Consider the following 17,283-nt stretch of genomic DNA (forward strand, 5'->3'; position numbering starts at 1 on the left):
TGTCGGCGTTGGCGTTGGTGTGGGTGTCGGTGTGGGAGTTGGTGTCGGTGTCGGCGTGGGATCACTCACGGTAAGAGTGAAGGTCTGAGTTGCCGAGGAACCAACACCGTTCGAAGCGGTGATCGTGATGGGGTAGTTGCCTGCTGTGCCAGCTGGCGGTGTGCCGGCCAGCGTGGCCGTGCCGTTGCCGTTGTCGCTGAAGGTGACATTGGTCGGTAACGCGCCGCTTTCAGCGAGAGCTGCTGCGGGGAAACCGCTTGAGGTCACAAGAAACGTCCCAGCTTGAGTGGTCGTAAAAGTAGTACTATTGGCACTGGTGATCGCAGGAGCCTCGTCAATGGTTAGAACAAAGTTCTGTTGCGCATCGGGCGGAACGCCATTGGAGGCGGTAATAGTAATCGCGTAGCTCCCGCCAGAACCCGACTTGGGCGTTCCCGCGATTGTCGCCGTTCCATCACCATTGTTGGTGAAGGAAACTCCGCCCGGCAACGTACCAGTCTCTGTGAGAGTGGAAGTAGGCGAGCCTGTGGAGGTAGCTGTGAACGTGCCGGGCGCGCCGACCGTGAAAGTGGTGCTGTTCGCGCTGGTAATCTGCGGAGCGACAGTCGGAATCGGAGTTGGAGTCGGGCTTGGAGTCGGTGTCGGCGTTGGTGTCGGTGTCGGTGTCGGTGTTGGTGTCGGTGTCGGTGTCGGTGTCGGCGTTGGTGTCGGTGTCGGGGTTGGGGTTGGCGTTGGGGTTGGCGTCGGCGTCGGTGTCGGCGTCGGTGTCGGCGTCGGTGTCGGCGTCGGTACGGGTAAACAGGTCGTCGGCACCGTGACTCGATTGTTGATCATGGTCACCGCGGCGGTTCGCGCCAGCGCTCGGCCAGCGATGCTGGCGCTGTCATTCATGGTGATGCTGGCAAGAGCCATGACCGTTCCTACAAAGGCGGTCCCCGTGTCAAGGGTTGCCGAGCTGCCGACCTGCCAGAAAACGTTGCAGGCCTGAGCGCCGTTGATAAGAACCACGCTTGAGCTCGGCGCGGTGATAACCGTGCTCCCGGCCTTGAAGATGAACACTCCATTGCCGCTCAGGATGAGGATCCCGGTCAGAAACGATGAAGAGCTAAAGCAATAAGTCCCGGGGGTTAGCGTTTTGCCGCCAAGATCCTGGCCGGTCAAGTCGACATCGCAGGGTGACGAGGCGGCGGCATTGTAGGCGGTGGTCAGGTCGTTCTGGGCCGATACGGCCAGCGGATCGGCACCGGTGTGCAGCGTCCCATTGAGGACCCCCGGTGGGAAACCGGTGACGGCGGTTCCGGCGCTCACCCCCAGATCGCCCGTAATGACCGTGTTGCCCGTGCTGGTCACCGTGCTGCTCGCCAGGACCGCGAACGTGGTGGCCGTTCCCAGCGCAGGCGGCGCGGCCGGCAGGGCCCCGATCGTATTTGCCCCGACCATCAGGACCGCGAGCGAGATTGCGAACGCGAACCGTCGGGCGGCTCGTCTCACTTCTCACATGTAACCGGGACGGCGCAGAAAGCTAAACGCCTGCAGATGCAGGTTAGGAAGCCTGGTCCGGCACCTCGACCACGACGTGCACCCCGAACGGAGAGCGGTTGTAGGAGGCCGCCACCAGCCCGCCAATCAGCGCGCCGACCAGGGCCGCGAACAGCCCAACCAGGAGCCCGGCAAGGGGGACGACGAGGAACCACGACGATTGCACCCGCTGCAGCAGCGGGACCTGGCCGCCGAAGGGCAGCAGCTGCTCGGTCACGCCTAAGGTCAGGCTGAGGTCACGTTGCCAGCTGAGGATGGCCCCGGCGAACCAGGCGACCGCGGCCCCCAGCACGCAGCCGGCAACCAATCCCAATGCAAAGCCGGTCCAGCCACCGGCGATGATCGCGGCACGGACCGAGATCGCCAGGACTCGACCGCTGACCTGGTGCATCAGGAGACCGCGGCCTGCCGTCGCGGCCGTCGCCGCAGCAGGAGCAACGACAGCAGGATGATCGTCAGGATCGTAAGCGCCATCGTGAGGGCGTAGGCGAGATAGCGGAGGAATCGTAGGCCCGGCGTGGTCGCATGCTCGGTCTGTCCGGTGGCGGTCGAGACGATCTTGTGATTCGCGCCCTGTCCGGCGCCGCCGCTGAACAGCTGGGCCGCTTGCCGACCCGCGGCCCTCAGATCGCCGTTCGGCGCGTATAGCCCGAAGTGCTCCACCTTCAGGCCGGGCCGCTGCGTCCAGTAGTCGTCGAGCGTCCACCACACGGTCGCCCCGACGAAGCCGTTGGGGATGTCATCGAGGTAGGGGGCGACCGCCTGGTACGTGTCGGCAAGAATACGCCGCTGTTCCTCCTGCTCGGCGACGTTGTCGGACCAGCGCCCAAATTCGAGGATGATGATCGGCTTTTTCGGGAAGGTCGCATGGGCGACCTGCAGGGCACGGACGGTCCCGGCGGCAGCATCCGCCCCGTAGAAGACGCCAAAGTAGGTGGTGTAGCCTGCGACGTCCAGAGGGCGGCTGGTTTGGTCGTCGGGCTGGTTTCCGTAAGCCGCCTGCCCGGTGAGCCGGGTCCCATCCATCGAGCGGTCGAGGTTGTGCAGGGTGGCCAGGGCCTGCTCCCGCTCACTCCCACCCGTCGACTCGTTCGCGAGGCCATGAAAGAGCACCGACGGATGATTCATGTCGCGCAGGTCCATCTCACTCAACATCTGTTGCGGGATGCCGCGATCCATCGCCATGGCGAAGGTCGCCGGTGTGTAGTGATACAGAGGGATCTCCTCCCAGATCGCATAGCCGAGCCGATCGGCCAGCATGAGCAGCAAGGGGTTCGCCGGATGATGGTCGGCGCGGATCAGCTGCACGTTGGTCGCGTTGGCCTTGTCGAGCAGGATCAGGATGTCGTCTGGCGTCACGACCGGGCCACCCCGCGGCTGCCCGTTGTCGGACGGATAGACGCGCTCATCGTGGAGCGCGACACCCGCATACTGGACCGGGTTGCCGTTGAGCAGCAGCCGCGGCGATTTGGCATCGACCGCGATGCGGCGAAGGCCGAAGGTTTCGACGAGCTGGTCGACGCGCCGCTCCTGCCAGAACACGTGCACCTCGAGGACGTAGAGGGCCGGCGATTGCGGCGACCAGAGGTCGGCGTTGGTGAGCGAGAATCGCGCGTGAACCTGGCTCGTTCCGTCGCGGCCGAGCTGACCAGCATCCACTCGCTGCGAGGCGATCGGCACCGCACCGGGCGGGACGAGGCTCAGCGGATCAGGATTGGTCACGTTGCTGGGGTCAACCGCCGCCGGCAGGATGTCGAGGCCGACCTGGACCGGCGCGGCCGCGCCACCACGCTGGTGCAAGGTGACGGCAATGTCCGCGCTATCGAGGTGCGGCACGACGTCGGCGCGCACCGCATAGACCGCAGGCGTCGCCTCCATCCAGACCGGCTGCGTCAGGCCGCTGTAGTTCCACCAGTCGGTGAGGCCCCAGGGAACGATGTCCTGACGCGTCCCCCAGGGTGGATTATCGATACGGACCGCGATGAGGTTGATGTCCCCCGGCACGATCGCGTCGGTGGCGTCGAACGCGAAGGGCGTCGAGCCGCCCTCGTGGTAACCAAGGTAGTGGCCGTTCAGCCAGACATCCGCGACGTAGTTCGCGGCACCGAACTTCAGCGTCACGGTCTGGTTTTGCCAGTCCGCCGGGACATCGAAATCCTTCCGATACCAGGCGCCGTTCCCGGATACTGCGGGCGGCGGATCGTATGAGCCGGGCACCTCCACCGTCGACCAGCGGGTATCGTCGAACGCCGGCCTCTCCCTTCCGGCGGCCTCGGCAACGATCCGCGCGAGCGACTGCGATCGGACGGCGAGGGATAGGTCGTGGTCCATCGGCGTCGTCTGGATCCGCCAGTGGCTGCTCAGCTCGAGCCGGCGGCGTGGCTCGTACGAGAAAGTCGGTACCGGGATGCCGTTTTGAAAGGCGATCCGGCTCCCCCCCACGGATCTCATGCTCAGCGTCGGCGTCAACTCCGCGGCCGCCTCAGGGCTGACGCACGCCGGCAGAAGGAGCCCGAGTACGACGTTAACCAGGACGAAGCCGGCGAACCGGCGGGCAAGGCGCAACGAGGTGCATTATCGCCCCCTCCCTGGGGAGCAGGGAGGCTAGCGCAGGCCTCGGCGCTCGACCAATCGACGGACGGCGGCGCCGCTGTCGAGCCTGAGGGCTGCGCGAGCGGCGCGCGCGCATTCGGCGGCGTCAAGGCGCCGCACCAGGGCTTTGACCCGCGCGACGACCGGGGGGTGGACGCTCAGCTCATCGACGCCCAGGCCCACCAGCACGGGCACGGCCCGGAGATCGCTGGCCATCTCGCCGCAGACGCCGACCCAGCGATGCCGCCGGTGCGCGGCTTTGACGACCTGGTCGATCATCCGCAGCAGCGCCGGGTGGAGGCTGTCCGCAAGCGGAGCCAGCTCGGGGTTGGTGCGGTCGGCAGCAAAGAGATATTGGGTGAGATCGTTCGTGCCGAGGCTGAAGAAGTCCACCTCGGCCGCCAGCACATCGGCGCCGACGGCCGCGGCCGGCACCTCGATCATGATGCCGACCGGCATCCCGGTCCCATCAACCGCGCTCGGGTTGACGTCGCGCCTCGCCTGCGCAAGCAGCGCCTTCGCCTGGCGGAGTTCGTCGAGCGTGGACACCATCGGGAACATCAGGCGGAGCGGATGCCTGGAGGAGACGCGGAGGGCCGCGCGCAGCTGATCGAGCAGCAGGTCAGGCCGCCGCAGCAGCTGCAGCCGCAATCCCCGCACGCCCAGCGCCGGGTTGGCCTCGGGGGGTTGGGGCAGCGCGGGCAGCGGCTTGTCGGCCCCGACGTCGAGCGTTCGCAAGATCACCGGGCGCCCGCCCATGGCTGTGGCCACGGCGTCGAGGACCGTGACCTGTTCGTCTTCCGACGGGAGGCGATCTGAACCGAGGAACAGAAACTCGCTCCGCAGCAGACCGATCCCATCGGCGCCGGCCGCGGCGGCTCGCTGCGCGTCGTCCAAGCCCGCGGCGTTGCATCCGACCTCGATCCGGCGGCCGTCACGCGTTACGGCCGGCTCGGCGTCGGTGGCGGCCTCCACCGCTTGAGGCACCATCGCGACGGCGTCGGCTGGAGGATCGATGACGAGGGTGCCCGCGTCCCCGTCGAGCAACACCGCCTGACCATCTTCGACCGCCTCGACGAGGCCGGCAATGCCGACTACGGCGGGGAGGCCCAGGGCTCGGGCGAGGATCGCGGTATGGGCTGTGGCGCTCCCTTGCTCGGTGGCAAAGCCGAGCACGAGTGCGCGGTCGAGCCCGGCGGTCTGCGAGGGCGCGAGATCGCGTGCCACGAGGATCGAGGGCTGCGGCGGGGGTGGCGGTGTGGCGCTCACACCGTGCAGCGCATGTCGGAGTTGTTCGACGACGTCCTCGACGTCGGCCGCCCGTGCCTGGAACACCGGATCGGGCGACGCGCGCAGCATTTCGGCAAAGGGGGCCATCGTGGCGGCGACTGCCTCATCCGCCGGCCTCCCCTGCGCCATCAATTCGGATGCCCCATCGAGTAATACGGGGTCATCGAGCATGAGGGTCTGCGCTTCGAGGATGCCGGCCTCCGCGGTCAAACCGCGTGCCTGAAGGCGTGCGGTCTTGGTCGCGAGATCAATTTTGACCTGTTCGATCGCACGGCCTAGCTGGTCAACGCCCTCCGCGCCAGATAGCCCACCGCTCGAAGGACCGAGCCGCGCGGCGTTCCATCGCCATACCGGCGCAACCACCCGCCCGGGAGCCGCCGCAATCCCTCGTAGGGCCGGGCGCGGCGGACTACTCGCCAAAGTCGCGATCGACCAGGTCGGAAAGCGCCGCGATGGCCTCCTCCGCGTGGGGCCCGTCGGCACGCACCATGATCGTCGTCCCCTGGCTCACGCCGAGCGTCAGCACACCAAGCATGCTCTTCGCGTCTCGCACGGTGCCATCCTTGACCACTTCGATCTTCGTGTCCTTGAAGCGCGCGGCGGTCTGCACGAAGAGTGCGGCCGGCCGCGCATGCAGGCCGACCTTATTCGTAATCGTCAACGGACGTTCAGTGATCGCCTCGCTCGCCTCCTTCCATGCCGTAGTCTGCGACCCAGAGCGCATTCGGTCAAGGGAAATAGCCGCCCCCGGTGTGGAAAGGGCGGCGAGACAGGTCGCTTCTGGATTCGCCGGCCGCGGGCCCGTAAAATCGAAGGCTTAAAGAGGAGGTGGCGATGGCCACTCGCGCGAACGTGACGCCGGCTCGCGCACAGGCCGTCGATCGATCGGTCACGCGCCTCTTCGAGGCCTTCGACCGCGTGCCGGTCGCGGCCCTCATCCGCCACGCCGAGGATCTTCCCCGGGCGCTGGCCTCGCAGGTCCCTGCGATCTTTTTCGTCCGCGCCCCCGCGTTTCATCTCGGGCCGCTCGTCTGGGCGGTCCAGGCCCGAGGCAAGATGGCCTTCGTCCATATCGACCTCATCGCCGGGCTGGGTAAGGATCGAGCCGGCGTCGCGTTCCTCGCCCGCGAGATCGGCGTCAACGGCATCATCACCTCCCACAGCGCCCTGGTGGCCGCCGCCCGGGCCGAGCGGGTGATCGCGGTGCAACGGCTCCTGCTCTATGACGATCTCGGACTGCACTCCGCGATGACCGCGGTCGAGCACGCGCGTCCCGACATCGTCGAAGTGCAGCCGGCAGTGATCTTCCCGCTGGTCGCGGACCAGATCCGAGCACGCCACCCGGTCCCGATCATCGTCGGCGGCTTCGTGACCGAACCACACCAGCGTCAGGCCGCGCTCGAGCGGGGGGCACGCGCGATCAGCACCAGCACGGTGAGCCTGTGGCCATGAGGACCGCCGGGCCGTCCGGCGCGATGTTGCCCGCCATCCGCGACAGCAATACCCTGCAACAAGCGCTCGACCTCGGATACCGGCAGCTACTGGTGGAGCGCGGCAGCGTGCTGGCGATGGTGGGGGCACTGGCCGGTGCCGCCCGCCACGGCGTGGCGATCTTCGTCAACCTGGACGCGGTCGAGGGGCTGGCCGCGGATAGCGCGGCGCTCGCCTTCCTCGCCACCGATCTTGGCTTCTCCGGCGTGCTCTCGGTGAAGCCGCACCTCCTCCGCGATGCCAGCCGCTTCCGGTTGCGGACCATCCAGCGGATTCACGCCCTCGACTCCACCGGCCTGGAAACCGGGCTCAACAGCGTGGGCCTGCCGGCACCGTACGCGATCGCCATTGCACCCGCGGTGGCCATTCCGCAGGTGATGCCGACCATCCGCGAAAGCACCAATGTTCCCGTGTGGGGCACTGGTTTCATCACCACCGCGGAGCAAGCCGCTGCCGTTCTGGCTGCTGGCGCGGATGTCGTGTCGAGCGCCGAGCTGAAGCTCTGGCGCGAGTTCCGGGACAACCGGATTGGAGATTGACACAACCCCATTCGTGTGTTATCACAAGCCTGCAGCGACTGGCGGGACATGAAGGGACAAGTCCTGACCTATGCGCTCCGAATGGAGCGTGCAGGTTAGGACTTTTTTGTTGGGGAAAATCCGCCGAAGGAGGTGCAAAAGGGCTGCAGGACCGTCGTGTAGGCGTCATGGCGCGCGACATTTGGTCAAAAGAGAGGAGGAGGAAGTAAATGGCGGTAAGCGAAAGCTGGACTAAGAAATACCTGGCAGAAGTGCTGGGAACATTCGTTCTGGTTTTCCTCGGCGACAGCTTTGTCGCCTTTGCGGTCGCGGGCGCCGGCGGGAATGGCTTCCTGGCCGGTCTGCTCGGGGCGGGATTTTTCTGGGGGTTCGCGGTCACCCTCGCGATCTACGCGTGCGGCGCAGTCTCCGGCGCGCATCTGAACCCCGCGGTCACGCTGTCCCTCGCCTGGCGCCGTGGTTTTCCATGGTCGAAGGTGCCTGGGTACATCGGATCCCAGCTCGTCGGCGCGTTCATCGCGGCGATGGGTGTCTCCTTCGTGTGGAACGGGATCATCGCCGCGTACGAAGACGCCAACAAGGTCGTGCGAGGCGACCCAAACGGGGTTACGAGCGGGTTGATCTTCTGGGCGAACTGGCCGCACCCGGGGCTTGTCGGGTGGGCGGGCCATCCGGCGCTCAAGGGCGGCCACGATTACCTGACGCAGGATCCATGGTGGCGGGGCGCCGGAACCGAGATCATCATCACCGCGATCCTGGTGATCTGCATCCTCGGGATCGTCGAGGACCGCATGCCGTCGGCGGCCAACCTGGCGCCGATCGCGATCGGCTTCGTCGTGGCCGCGCTGGTCGGCTTGTTTGCCCCGATCGAGATGGCATCCTTGAATCCGGCGCGTGATTTCGGGCCGCGGATCTGGGGGCTGTTGATCGGGTACGGCTCGAACGCGATCCCGGGTCAGAACTTCAACTTCTTGATCACGACTGGGCTGCCGCTCATCGGCGGACCGCTCGGCGCGTGGATTTACGACTTCTTCATCCATCAGCACCTCCCGGCTCCCGTGGGTCCTGACACCGTTCCGGTCGCGGAATCGGCGCGGGCGCGGGCGTAAGAGGATTCGTGTCTCGGCGGCTCAAGCGACAGATCGGTAAAGCCCCGGGCGGCGGGCGAGGGATCGAACCCTCGCCCCGCCCTCGGGCGGTTGCCCGTACGCCCCTCCAACGGCTGAATCGCATCCTCCTGATCGGGGGTGCCGGCCTGGCCATCGGCGCCGTGCTGCTTGCAGTGCTAACCCCGCCCTTCAAACCGGTGGCGCTCGGGATCAACCTGCTGGCCATCGGGCTGGGATTGCTGATGGGGAAAGGACTCGGACGATTCATGTTCCGACGCGTGTTGCCGGCCGGTAAGTAAGAGGAGGAAACGATGGCACAAACGCAAGTAACGACCAGGCTCAAGAAGTTGATCAACACGCCGGAGACGGAGGTCAAAGACGCCATGGCCGGGATGGCTGCGGCGCACGCCGACCTGATCCGGGTGGAATACGACCCGAACGTGATCATCCGCAAGGATGCACCGCGCAAAGGCAAGGTGGGCCTGGTGTCGGGGGGTGGCAGCGGTCACGAGCCGATGCACGGCGGCTACGTCGGGCTCGGGATGCTCGATGCGGCGTGTCCCGGCGCAGTGTTCACCTCGCCGACGCCTGACCAGATGGCGCGCGCGACGGCGGCGGTCGATGGCGGGGCCGGCGTCCTGCACGTCGTCAAGAACTACACGGGCGACATCATGAACTTCGAGATGGCGGCGGAGTTGGCGCGTGGAGAGGGCGCCAAAGTGAACGCGGTCATCACGAACGACGACGTCGCGGTCCAGGACAGCCTCTACACGGCCGGGCGTCGTGGCGTGGGTGTCACCGTCCTGCTCGAAAAGATCGTCGGCGCCTCCGCCGAGGCCGGTGCGGACCTCGAGTCAGTGACGGCGCTGGCGAAGAAAGTGAACGCGAACGGCCGCAGCATGGGGATGGCGCTCACCTCCTGCATCGTGCCGGCGGCGGGCAAGGTAACGTTCGAAATCGCCGACGATGAGATGGAACTGGGCATCGGCATCCATGGCGAGCCCGGAAGGGAACGGACCAAGCTCAAGTCAGCCGACGAGATTGCCGAGATCCTGACCAGCACCATCGTCAAGGACCTGCCCTACAAGCGCGGCGATGAGGTCCTCGCGTTCGTCAACGGCATGGGCGGGACGCCCCTGATCGAGCTCTACGTGATCTTCAACGCGGTCCACCGCTACTTGACCGGCGAGGGGATCAAGGTGACCCGCTCACTGGTCGGTAACTACATCACCTCGCTGGAGATGGCGGGATGCTCGGTGACGCTGCTCAAGCTCGACGCTGAGACGACGAAGTTATGGGATGCGCCGGTGCACACCCCGGCCCTTCACTGGAAGGTCTAACACGAGTGGCGGTGACCAACGCGCAGATCTACGCCTGGCTGGAGCGCTATGCCGGCATCGTCGCCGAGCAGAAGCAGTACCTGACCGGGCTGGACGCCGCTATCGGCGACGGTGATCACGGCATCAACATGGACCGGGGCTTCCAGACCATGCTGGTCAAACTGGCCCCGGTTCGCGACAAGGACGTCGGCACCCTCCTCAAGACCACCGGCATGGCGCTCGTCGGTTCGGTGGGGGGTGCCGGTGGACCCCTGTACGGCACTTTTTTTCTGCGAGCCGGCGCCGCGCTGGATGGGAAGTCGGAGGTCTCGGACCGGGATCTCGTGGGTGCGCTCGAGGCGGGCCTGAAGGGTGTGGTGGAGCGAGGCAAGGCGAACCCCAACGACAAGACGATGGTCGACGCGCTCACTCCCGCGATCGAGCAGGCCCGGCAATCGCTCGACAACGGAGCGCCATTGGAAACGGCGCTGGCCGCGGCGGCAGACGCGGCCGAGAAAGGGATGAAGGCGACGATTCCGCTCAAAGCGCTGAAGGGACGCGCCAGCTACCTCGGCGATCGCAGCATTGGCCATCAGGACCCGGGCGCGACCTCGTCCTACCTGATGCTTCGGGCGCTGAGCGACAGCCTGGCGGCGGTACCCCAGCGAGCAAAAACGACGACGACGTAAGGAGGATGGAATGGCGGAAAAGAAGTACGCGGCAGCCGTCGACCAGGGCACTACGGGGACGCGCTTCATGGTGTTCAGCCACGATGGCAAGGTCGTGTCCACCGATTACCTGGAGCACGAGCAGATCTATCCCAAGCCCGGATGGGTCGAGCACAACCCGACGGAGATCTGGGAGAAGACCCAGCGCGTGATCAGGGGCTCGATGCAGAAGGGCGGGATCAAGGCCGACGAGATCTCGGGCATCGGCGTGACCAACCAGCGCGAGACCACGGTGGTCTGGGAGAAGAAGACCGGCAAGCCGGTCTACAACGCCATTGTGTGGCAGGATACCCGCACGATCGACATCTGTCAGAAGTTGATCAACGACGGTGTCGAGCCACTGGTCAAGAGTAAGACCGGTCTCGTCGTAGCCACCTATTTCTCGGGGCCGAAAATCCAGTGGATCCTCGACAACGTTTCGGGCGCGCGCGCCGCGGGCGAGCGCGGGGACCTGCTGTTCGGCAACATCGATACCTGGGTCATCTGGTGGCTGACGGGTGGGCCCGAGGGTGGGGCGCACGTCACCGACTACAGCAACGCATCGCGCACGATGTTGATGGACCTCAAGACGCTCGACTGGGATGCGGAGCTGCTGAGCAAGATCAAGGTCCCGAAGGCCATGTTGCCCCAGATCCGGCCGTCGAGCGATAAGAAAGTCTACGGGCAGACGAAGGCGAACGGCGCCGTGGGCGGCGTTGTACCGGTGTGCGCGGACCTCGGCGACCAGCAGGCAGCCCTTTTCGGGCAGACCTGCTACTCACCGGGCGAAGCCAAGAACACCTACGGCACCGGCAACTTCATGCTGCTCAACACCGGGACCTCGCCCGTCCCCTCGAAGAGCGGTCTTTTGACCACGGCTGCCTACGGCCTGGAGCAGGGCAAGTCGGTGTACGCGTTGGAAGGCTCGATCGCCATCACCGGCGCGGCCATCCAGTGGCTCCGCGACAACCTCGGGCTGATCAAGGATGCCTCGGAGACCGAGGCCATCGCCAAGTCGGTCGAGGACGCCGGCGGCATCTACTTTGTCCCGGCGTTCTCCGGGCTGTTCGCACCGCACTGGGACATGTACGCCCGTGGCGCGATCGTCGGGCTGACCCGCTACGTCACCAAGGCCCACATTGTGCGAGCCACGCTTGAGGCGATCTGCTACCAGACCAAGGAAGTCGCGGATGCGATGGAGGCGGACTCGGGCGTCAAGCTGACCACCCTCAAGGTGGACGGCGGGGCGGTCAAGAACGATTTCCTGATGCAGCTGCAGGCGGACATCCTGGGCGTCAAGGTCATTCGTCCCAAGGTGCAGGAGACGACGTCACTGGGCGCCGCCTACGGGGCCGGGCTGGCGACCGGCTTCTGGAGCACGCTGGACGAGCTGCGCAAGAACTGGCAGGTCGACAAGGTGTTCGAGCCGAAGTCGACCGAAGAGCAACGCGCCGCAGGGCTCGCCGGTTGGAAGAAAGCCGTGCAGCGGACGCTCGGCTGGGTCGAGAAGGAACCCGCAAAAGAGGCGGTCGGCGCGGGCGCAAAGTCGTAGAAGGCCCGCTAGGATGAGAGGGAAGGGCCGGCGCGGTCCTTTCCTCTTCTTTTGAATGCCTGACACCAGCACGGGCGTTGTCGTCATCGGGGGTGGGTCGACGGGGGCCGGGGTGCTCCGCGATCTGGCCTTGCGCGGCATCGATGCCATCCTGGTCGAGAAGGGCGACCTGGCTTCGGGAACGACTGGCCGGTCGCATGGGCTCCTCCACTCGGGGGGACGGTACTGCGTCAACGATGAACAGGCCGCCATCGAGTGCGTGGAAGAAGGCCGGATCTTGCGCCGTATCGCCCGGAGCACCGTCGAGGATACCGGCGGATACTTCGTCTCAGTCACCGAAGAAGACCAGGCGTGGGAACCGAGGTTCGCCGAGGGCTGCCGCCGCACCGGCATCACCTGCGAACGGATTTCGGTCGATGAGGCGCGCCGGCGCGAACCGGCACTTTCCAAGCATGTCCGCACCGTCTTCTGGGTTCCCGAGGACGGCCACCTCGACCCCTTCTACCTGGTCGTCGGCAACGTCGAATCGGCACGACGCCGGGGTGCCCGGGTGATGACCCATACCGAGGTCAGCGGCTTTCTTCGCGAGGGGGATCGCCTGACCGGCGTGCGCATCCGCGACTCGAAGACCCGCGAGGAAGGAACGATCGCGTGCCAGTCGGTGATCAACGCCACCGGCGCCTGGGCCGGACTGGTCGCCCGCCTGTTCGGCGTGGAGGTCAAGGTCGTTCCCGTCAAGGGAACCATGGTCGTCCTGTCCCGGCGGCTGGCGCACGCGGCGATCAATCGCTGCCACAAGCCGGGCGACGGCGACATCGTCGTTCCGGGACTGAGCGTGTCGATCCTCGGGACCACCTCGGCGAAGGTGCCGCACCCCGAAACCCTGCCCATCGAGTGGGACGAGGTGCGCCGCATGATCGAGGAGGGCGCCATGATGCTCGATGGCGTCACCACCGCCCGCGCGATGCGCGCCTACGCCGGGGTCCGGCCCCTCTACGACCTCGGAGCGGAAGCCGAGGGCCGTGAGATGAGTCGCAACTTCGCGGTGATCGACCACCAGGAGCGCGACGGCATTAAGGGGTTCACGTCAATCGTTGGCGGCAAAGTGACGACCTTTCGCCTGATGGCGGAGCGAGTCGTCGACGTGGCCGCTCGATACCTCGGCGTCAGCACGCCGTGCACCACGGCAGAGGTGCCGCTGAACGATCGAGACGAACCCCTCGACCAGTTGCGCCACCGCCCATCGGTGCTCGGCGTCCCCAAGCCGCATGATGAGGAACCACCCCTACAGCCCTTGCTGTGCGAGTGCGAGCTGGTGCGCCCGCAGGACGTCGCCCCCTGGTTCAAGGACCCGGCTGTGCATGACCTGGAGGACGTCCGCCGCCGAACGCGCTCCGGAATGGGACCCTGTCAGGCCGCCATCTGCTCCTACCGGCTCGCGGCCCGGCTGGTCACCGACCGCGGCGTCGATGGTCCGACCGCGACCCGGGCAATGGCGGACTTTCTCGAGACACGCTGGCGTGGCGTGCGCCACGTCTTCTGGGGTAGCCAGCTGCGCAACATGCAGGTCACGACCGGGCTTCACATGGAGCTTTACAACGTCGACCGGCAGCTCATGCTGGACCCCGTCGCCGGAACCTCCCCTCCCCCGCTCGCGGGGGAGGGGAGGGGTGGGGGTCTCGCCCAAGAACCGGCAGAAGTTGCGGCGCAGCGATGAAGACCGACGTCGCGGTGATCGGAACCGGCCTTGCGGCATTAGCGGCCGCACGCACCGTGCAGCAATCGGGACGCCAGGTGGTCCTCGTGTGGCCAGGCCTCTCTTCCCTCTACTTTCTATATGCGACCGTCGACGTCATGGGCTACCCGACGGCGACCGCTGCCGAGGCGATCGCCGATCCGGCCGATGCCGTGGCGCGGCTGATCGCCCAGGAACCAAGCCATCCTTATGCGCGCGCCGGGATGAAGGCTGTCGAGGCGAGCATCGCGTTGATGCTCGAGTGGTTCAAGGAGGCGGGCCTCGCCTGGGAGGGAGCCCTCGACCGCAACTTCCTGCTGCCCACGGCGACCGGCACGCCCAAGCCATGCTGCCTGGCTCCCGCCAGCATGACCGCGGGCGACCTGGGCCGTCCAGAACCGATCGTCCTTTGCGGCTTTACTGGCTACCAGGATTTCGCGCCCGAGTTCGCCGCCGCCAACCTGGCCCGACAGTGGCGCACGGCCGACGTGTCCGCGGTCCGCATCACCGCACCGGGGTATGGCCCCGACCGCCTCTTCACCTCGATCGACCTGGCGCGCAGTTTCGAAGACGCCGGCTTCAGGGATGCGGTGGCCGCCCAGTTGCGGGAACGCCTCACGAGTGAGGGCGTACGCGTCGGGGTCCCCGGCGTGCTGGGGCTCACCAACCCCAAGGAGATCTTCGCGGCGTTTCAGCGGGCCATCGGTCATCCGGTTTTCGAAATTCCGACCGTCCCACCGTCGGTCATCGCGCTCCGGCTCTTCGACCGGCTTCGCAAGCACCTGCAGGAGGCCGGCATCGAGATCATCTGGGCGGCACCGGCGCACGCGGCCGATGTCACGGATGGGCACTGCCGGAACATCCTGCTCAAGGCGGCCGGCCACGAGCTTCCGGTCGAGGCCGCCTCCTACGTGGTGGCCCTGGAGGATTGGGTGGATGGGGCGCTCCGCGCCGGCGTCCACACCGTGCGCGATCCCTTCTTCCACGAGCCCATCGCCTGGAGCAAAGTGCCGACCGATCGCACGGCCGAGTCGCTGTTTGCCACGCAGCCGTTCGAACAGGTCGGCTACGCGCTCACGGAGCGGCTCCAGCCCGCGGATGAGAATGGCAAGCCGCTGGCGCGGAATGTCTTTTGCGCCGGAGGCGCGATGGCGGGATACGACCCATCGGGGACCAAGTCACGCGGCGGGTTGGCGATCGCCACCGGCTATCGCGCCGCCCAGGAGGCGCTCGCCGCATGATCACCGAAGAGTTCGAGCCCACGACGGACACGGTCGAGGAGGAAGCCTCCGTCGAGGCCTGCACCAAGTGCACCGCTTGCAACACGGTCTGTCCGGTCGCCCGCTCGACCGACATCTTCCGTGGTCCCAAGGCGCTCGGCCCCGACATGGAGCGCTTTCGTTCGCCGCAGGAGGCCGCGGTCACGCCGGGGCTCGACCTCTGCTCCGGGTGCAAGCTCTGCGAGGTCACCTGTCCGTCGCAGGTCAGCATTCAGGAATACATCCGGCGCGCGCAAAACCAGGGCGCCCGCGAAAAAGGGCGCAGCCTTCGGGACTGGGTGCTGGGGCGGACGAGGCTGCTCGGAAAGCTGGGCAGCATGACGGCCCCGCTCGCCAACTTCGGGAATAGCAACCCGCTGTTCCGCGTGCTGATGGAGCGATTCGTCGGCATCCACCGGCGGCGGCCGCTGCCAAAGTATCAGTGGCTCACCTTCGAGCGATGGTTCAGGCGCCACCCCCGACCCGTCAAACCTCGCCGAAAGGTGGCGTACTTCTACGGCTGCTGGGTCAACTACAACGACCGGCGGCTCGGTGAGCGGGCGGTTGCCGTTCTCGAGCGCAATGGCATCGAGGTCGTCGTCCCGCGCCAGCAGTGCTGCGGGATCCCCGCGGTGGTCAACTCGAACATGGATCTCGCCCGCCGGTATGGCCAGGAGAATGTCAGGCATCTGACCCCGATCGTCGAGGAGATGGACATCGTCGCCAGCTCCACCTCCTGCGGGCTGATGTTGAAGCACGACTACGGCCACCTGCTCGAAATCCCCGGCTCCGAGCGCCTCGGCGCGAAAACCTACGACATCATGGAGTACCTGTGGATGTTGCACGAGGCCGGCGAGCTGGACCTCAACTTCGAGACTGTGCCAATGCGTCTGCTGTATCACGCGCCCTGCCATCTGAAGTCCCACGGGATCGGCTACCCAGCGATGCGCCTGCTGAAGTTGATTCCCGGCGTCAAGCTCGAAGAAGTCGACGAGGGGTGCTGTGGCATCTCCGGCACCTTTGGTGTCAAGGTCGAGAAGTACGACCTCTCGATGAAGATCGGCAGCCGTCTCTTCGCAGCCGTCAAGGCCGCAGGTAGTGACCAGGTGCTTGCCGACTGCGAGACCTGCCGGATGCAAGTCGAGCACGGGACCGGCGCGACATCGGCCCACCCGCTCGAGATCCTGGCGAGGGCGTATGGGCACGGTTAGCATGGTGCTCGTCTCGCACAGCCGCCAGCTGGCAGAAGGGGTGCGCGAGCTCGCGGCGCAGATGACGCAGGGTAAGGTGAAGATCGCGGTCGCCGGCGGCACCGCCGACGGCCGGCTGGGGACCGATGCCACCGCGATTCTGGGCGCGATCGAAGAGGTCCGCGGGCCGGAAGGCGTGCTCATCCTCGTCGACCTCGGTAGCGCCGTGCTCAGTACGCAGATGGCAATGGAGCAGCTCTCGGACGGGAAGGGCCGCGTGCTGCTCAGCAACGCACCCTTCGTCGAAGGGGCGGTGATCGCCGCCGTCGAGGCGTCGATCGACAGTGACCTCGAGGCCGTCGCAGCGGCGGCGCTGGGGGCGCGCGAGATGGAAAAGGTGTCGCCCTAGTGGCTAACAACCCCGCGCGTGAAGCGCGCCGCGCTTACGCGTTTGCGCGCTTGCAGCCCGCCTACCCGCTGACAATGTCGATGACCGACGCGGAATTGCCCGACGGAACACGCCTCGATGACGACGAGTTCTTGGTCCGGACGGCGAAGGACTGGGGCCTCTCCCTCAAATCGCTGGTCCTTACGACCCGGCGGCTGTTCTGTCCCAGTGATCTGACAGGACGCACCACCCTCAGTCTCCCGCTCACCGACGTGCTCAGTGTCGCCCTGCACAAGCACCTGATCGGGTTCGCCACCATCGTGGTGGATATCCGCGATGGCCGGCAAGCCTCCTTTCCGGCCCACATCAACGGTCAGCTTGTCAGGTCGGACCTCGCCGCCGCGGTCGACTATGTAAAACCATCCGCCGGATTGGAGCCGTCGGCGGCGGCGCCCTCCGCCCGAGATCGCTACGACCTATTACGAGAGATCATCGAGTTGAGGCGGTCGGGCGTGCTCACCGAAGCCGAGTTCGAGAAGGAAAAGGCACGGATCCTCGAGCAACCGTAGCTTC

Annotated in this window: 17 protein-coding genes; 12 read left to right on the forward strand and 5 right to left on the reverse strand. The window is 66.4% G+C overall.

Annotated features, from left to right (window positions below):
- From VHK65_08125 to VHK65_08145, 5 genes are all read right to left on the reverse strand, one after another.
- On the reverse strand, positions 1–1,491 hold a 1,491-nt coding region (locus VHK65_08125; protein HVS06121.1), incomplete at its 3' end, for an ice-binding family protein.
- A gap of 52 nt (positions 1,492–1,543) precedes the next feature.
- A complete protein-coding gene (locus VHK65_08130) occupies positions 1,544–1,930 on the reverse strand; it encodes a hypothetical protein (GenBank protein HVS06122.1) in 387 nt (128 codons plus the stop codon).
- Entirely contained in the window at positions 1,930–4,104 is a 2,175-nt protein-coding gene (locus VHK65_08135) for a glycoside hydrolase family 2 TIM barrel-domain containing protein (protein HVS06123.1), read from the reverse strand. The genes VHK65_08130 and VHK65_08135 overlap by 1 nt, the downstream gene beginning before the upstream one ends.
- A 39-nt stretch (positions 4,105–4,143) precedes the next feature.
- The gene (gene ptsP, locus VHK65_08140) at positions 4,144–5,904 is read right to left on the reverse strand and encodes a phosphoenolpyruvate--protein phosphotransferase (protein ID HVS06124.1); all 1,761 of its coding nucleotides are present in this window, start codon (positions 5,902–5,904) and stop codon (positions 4,144–4,146) included.
- Positions 5,831–6,097, reverse strand: coding sequence for an HPr family phosphocarrier protein (locus VHK65_08145; protein HVS06125.1), 267 nt, complete (start codon positions 6,095–6,097; stop codon positions 5,831–5,833). The genes ptsP and VHK65_08145 overlap by 74 nt, the downstream gene beginning before the upstream one ends.
- Positions 6,098–6,255: 158 nt before the next feature.
- Between VHK65_08145 and VHK65_08150 the strand changes: the two genes are divergently transcribed.
- From VHK65_08150 to VHK65_08205, 12 genes are all read left to right on the forward strand, one after another.
- A complete protein-coding gene (locus VHK65_08150) occupies positions 6,256–6,873 on the forward strand; it encodes a glycerol-3-phosphate responsive antiterminator (GenBank protein HVS06126.1) in 618 nt (205 codons plus the stop codon).
- Entirely contained in the window at positions 6,870–7,451 is a 582-nt protein-coding gene (locus tag VHK65_08155) for a glycerol-3-phosphate responsive antiterminator (protein ID HVS06127.1), read from the forward strand. The genes VHK65_08150 and VHK65_08155 overlap by 4 nt, the downstream gene beginning before the upstream one ends.
- 209 nt (positions 7,452–7,660) lie before the next feature.
- Entirely contained in the window at positions 7,661–8,560 is a 900-nt protein-coding gene (locus tag VHK65_08160; GenBank protein ID HVS06128.1) for an MIP/aquaporin family protein, read from the forward strand.
- A gap of 8 nt (positions 8,561–8,568) precedes the next feature.
- The gene (locus VHK65_08165) at positions 8,569–8,859 is read left to right on the forward strand and encodes a hypothetical protein (GenBank protein HVS06129.1); all 291 of its coding nucleotides are present in this window, start codon (positions 8,569–8,571) and stop codon (positions 8,857–8,859) included.
- Between the two features lie 12 nt (positions 8,860–8,871).
- Positions 8,872–9,900: a dihydroxyacetone kinase subunit DhaK gene (gene dhaK, locus VHK65_08170; protein ID HVS06130.1), complete on the forward strand. Its 1,029-nt coding sequence runs from the start codon at positions 8,872–8,874 to the stop codon at positions 9,898–9,900.
- A gap of 5 nt (positions 9,901–9,905) precedes the next feature.
- Complete coding sequence (dhaL, locus tag VHK65_08175) at positions 9,906–10,568, forward strand: dihydroxyacetone kinase subunit DhaL (GenBank protein ID HVS06131.1); 663 nt, start codon at positions 9,906–9,908, stop codon at positions 10,566–10,568.
- Between the two features lie 10 nt (positions 10,569–10,578).
- A complete protein-coding gene (glpK, locus tag VHK65_08180) occupies positions 10,579–12,138 on the forward strand; it encodes a glycerol kinase GlpK (GenBank protein HVS06132.1) in 1,560 nt (519 codons plus the stop codon).
- 55 nt (positions 12,139–12,193) lie between these two features.
- On the forward strand, positions 12,194–13,855 hold the full coding sequence (gene glpA / locus VHK65_08185; protein ID HVS06133.1) for an anaerobic glycerol-3-phosphate dehydrogenase subunit GlpA: 1,662 nt from the start codon (positions 12,194–12,196) through the stop codon (positions 13,853–13,855).
- Positions 13,852–15,114 (forward strand): anaerobic glycerol-3-phosphate dehydrogenase subunit GlpB, encoded by a 1,263-nt coding sequence (glpB, locus tag VHK65_08190; GenBank protein ID HVS06134.1) that lies wholly within the window; start codon positions 13,852–13,854, stop codon positions 15,112–15,114. The genes glpA and glpB overlap by 4 nt, the downstream gene beginning before the upstream one ends.
- Complete coding sequence (locus tag VHK65_08195; GenBank protein HVS06135.1) at positions 15,111–16,343, forward strand: anaerobic glycerol-3-phosphate dehydrogenase subunit C; 1,233 nt, start codon at positions 15,111–15,113, stop codon at positions 16,341–16,343. Before glpB ends, VHK65_08195 begins: the two co-directional genes overlap by 4 nt.
- Positions 16,330–16,731 carry a dihydroxyacetone kinase phosphoryl donor subunit DhaM gene (dhaM, locus tag VHK65_08200; protein HVS06136.1) on the forward strand — a complete coding sequence of 134 codons (402 nt, stop codon included), beginning with the start codon at positions 16,330–16,332 and terminating at the stop codon, positions 16,729–16,731. The genes VHK65_08195 and dhaM overlap by 14 nt, the downstream gene beginning before the upstream one ends.
- Entirely contained in the window at positions 16,731–17,279 is a 549-nt protein-coding gene (locus VHK65_08205) for an SHOCT domain-containing protein (protein HVS06137.1), read from the forward strand. Before dhaM ends, VHK65_08205 begins: the two co-directional genes overlap by 1 nt.
- Positions 17,280–17,283 lie beyond the last annotated feature (4 nt).

It is taken from the genome of Candidatus Dormiibacterota bacterium (assembly GCA_035544955.1).
Lineage (GTDB): Bacteria > Chloroflexota > Dormibacteria > CF-121 > CF-121 > CF-13.

What these genes read in the sequence shown, in the direction of transcription:
- VHK65_08130 (HVS06122.1), bottom strand. Translation starts at nt 1,930, where the DNA reads ATGCACCAGGTCAGCGGTCGAGTCCTGGCGATCTCGGTCCGTGCCGCG.
- VHK65_08150 (HVS06126.1), top strand. Translation starts at nt 6,256, where the DNA reads ATGGCCACTCGCGCGAACGTGACGCCGGCTCGCGCACAGGCCGTCGAT.
- VHK65_08155 (HVS06127.1), top strand. Translation starts at nt 6,870, where the DNA reads ATGAGGACCGCCGGGCCGTCCGGCGCGATGTTGCCCGCCATCCGCGAC.
- VHK65_08160 (HVS06128.1), top strand. Translation starts at nt 7,661, where the DNA reads ATGGCGGTAAGCGAAAGCTGGACTAAGAAATACCTGGCAGAAGTGCTG.
- dhaK (HVS06130.1), top strand. Translation starts at nt 8,872, where the DNA reads ATGGCACAAACGCAAGTAACGACCAGGCTCAAGAAGTTGATCAACACG.
- glpK (HVS06132.1), top strand. Translation starts at nt 10,579, where the DNA reads ATGGCGGAAAAGAAGTACGCGGCAGCCGTCGACCAGGGCACTACGGGG.
- glpA (HVS06133.1), top strand. Translation starts at nt 12,194, where the DNA reads ATGCCTGACACCAGCACGGGCGTTGTCGTCATCGGGGGTGGGTCGACG.
- glpB (HVS06134.1), top strand. Translation starts at nt 13,852, where the DNA reads ATGAAGACCGACGTCGCGGTGATCGGAACCGGCCTTGCGGCATTAGCG.
- VHK65_08195 (HVS06135.1), top strand. Translation starts at nt 15,111, where the DNA reads ATGATCACCGAAGAGTTCGAGCCCACGACGGACACGGTCGAGGAGGAA.
- dhaM (HVS06136.1), top strand. Translation starts at nt 16,330, where the DNA reads ATGGGCACGGTTAGCATGGTGCTCGTCTCGCACAGCCGCCAGCTGGCA.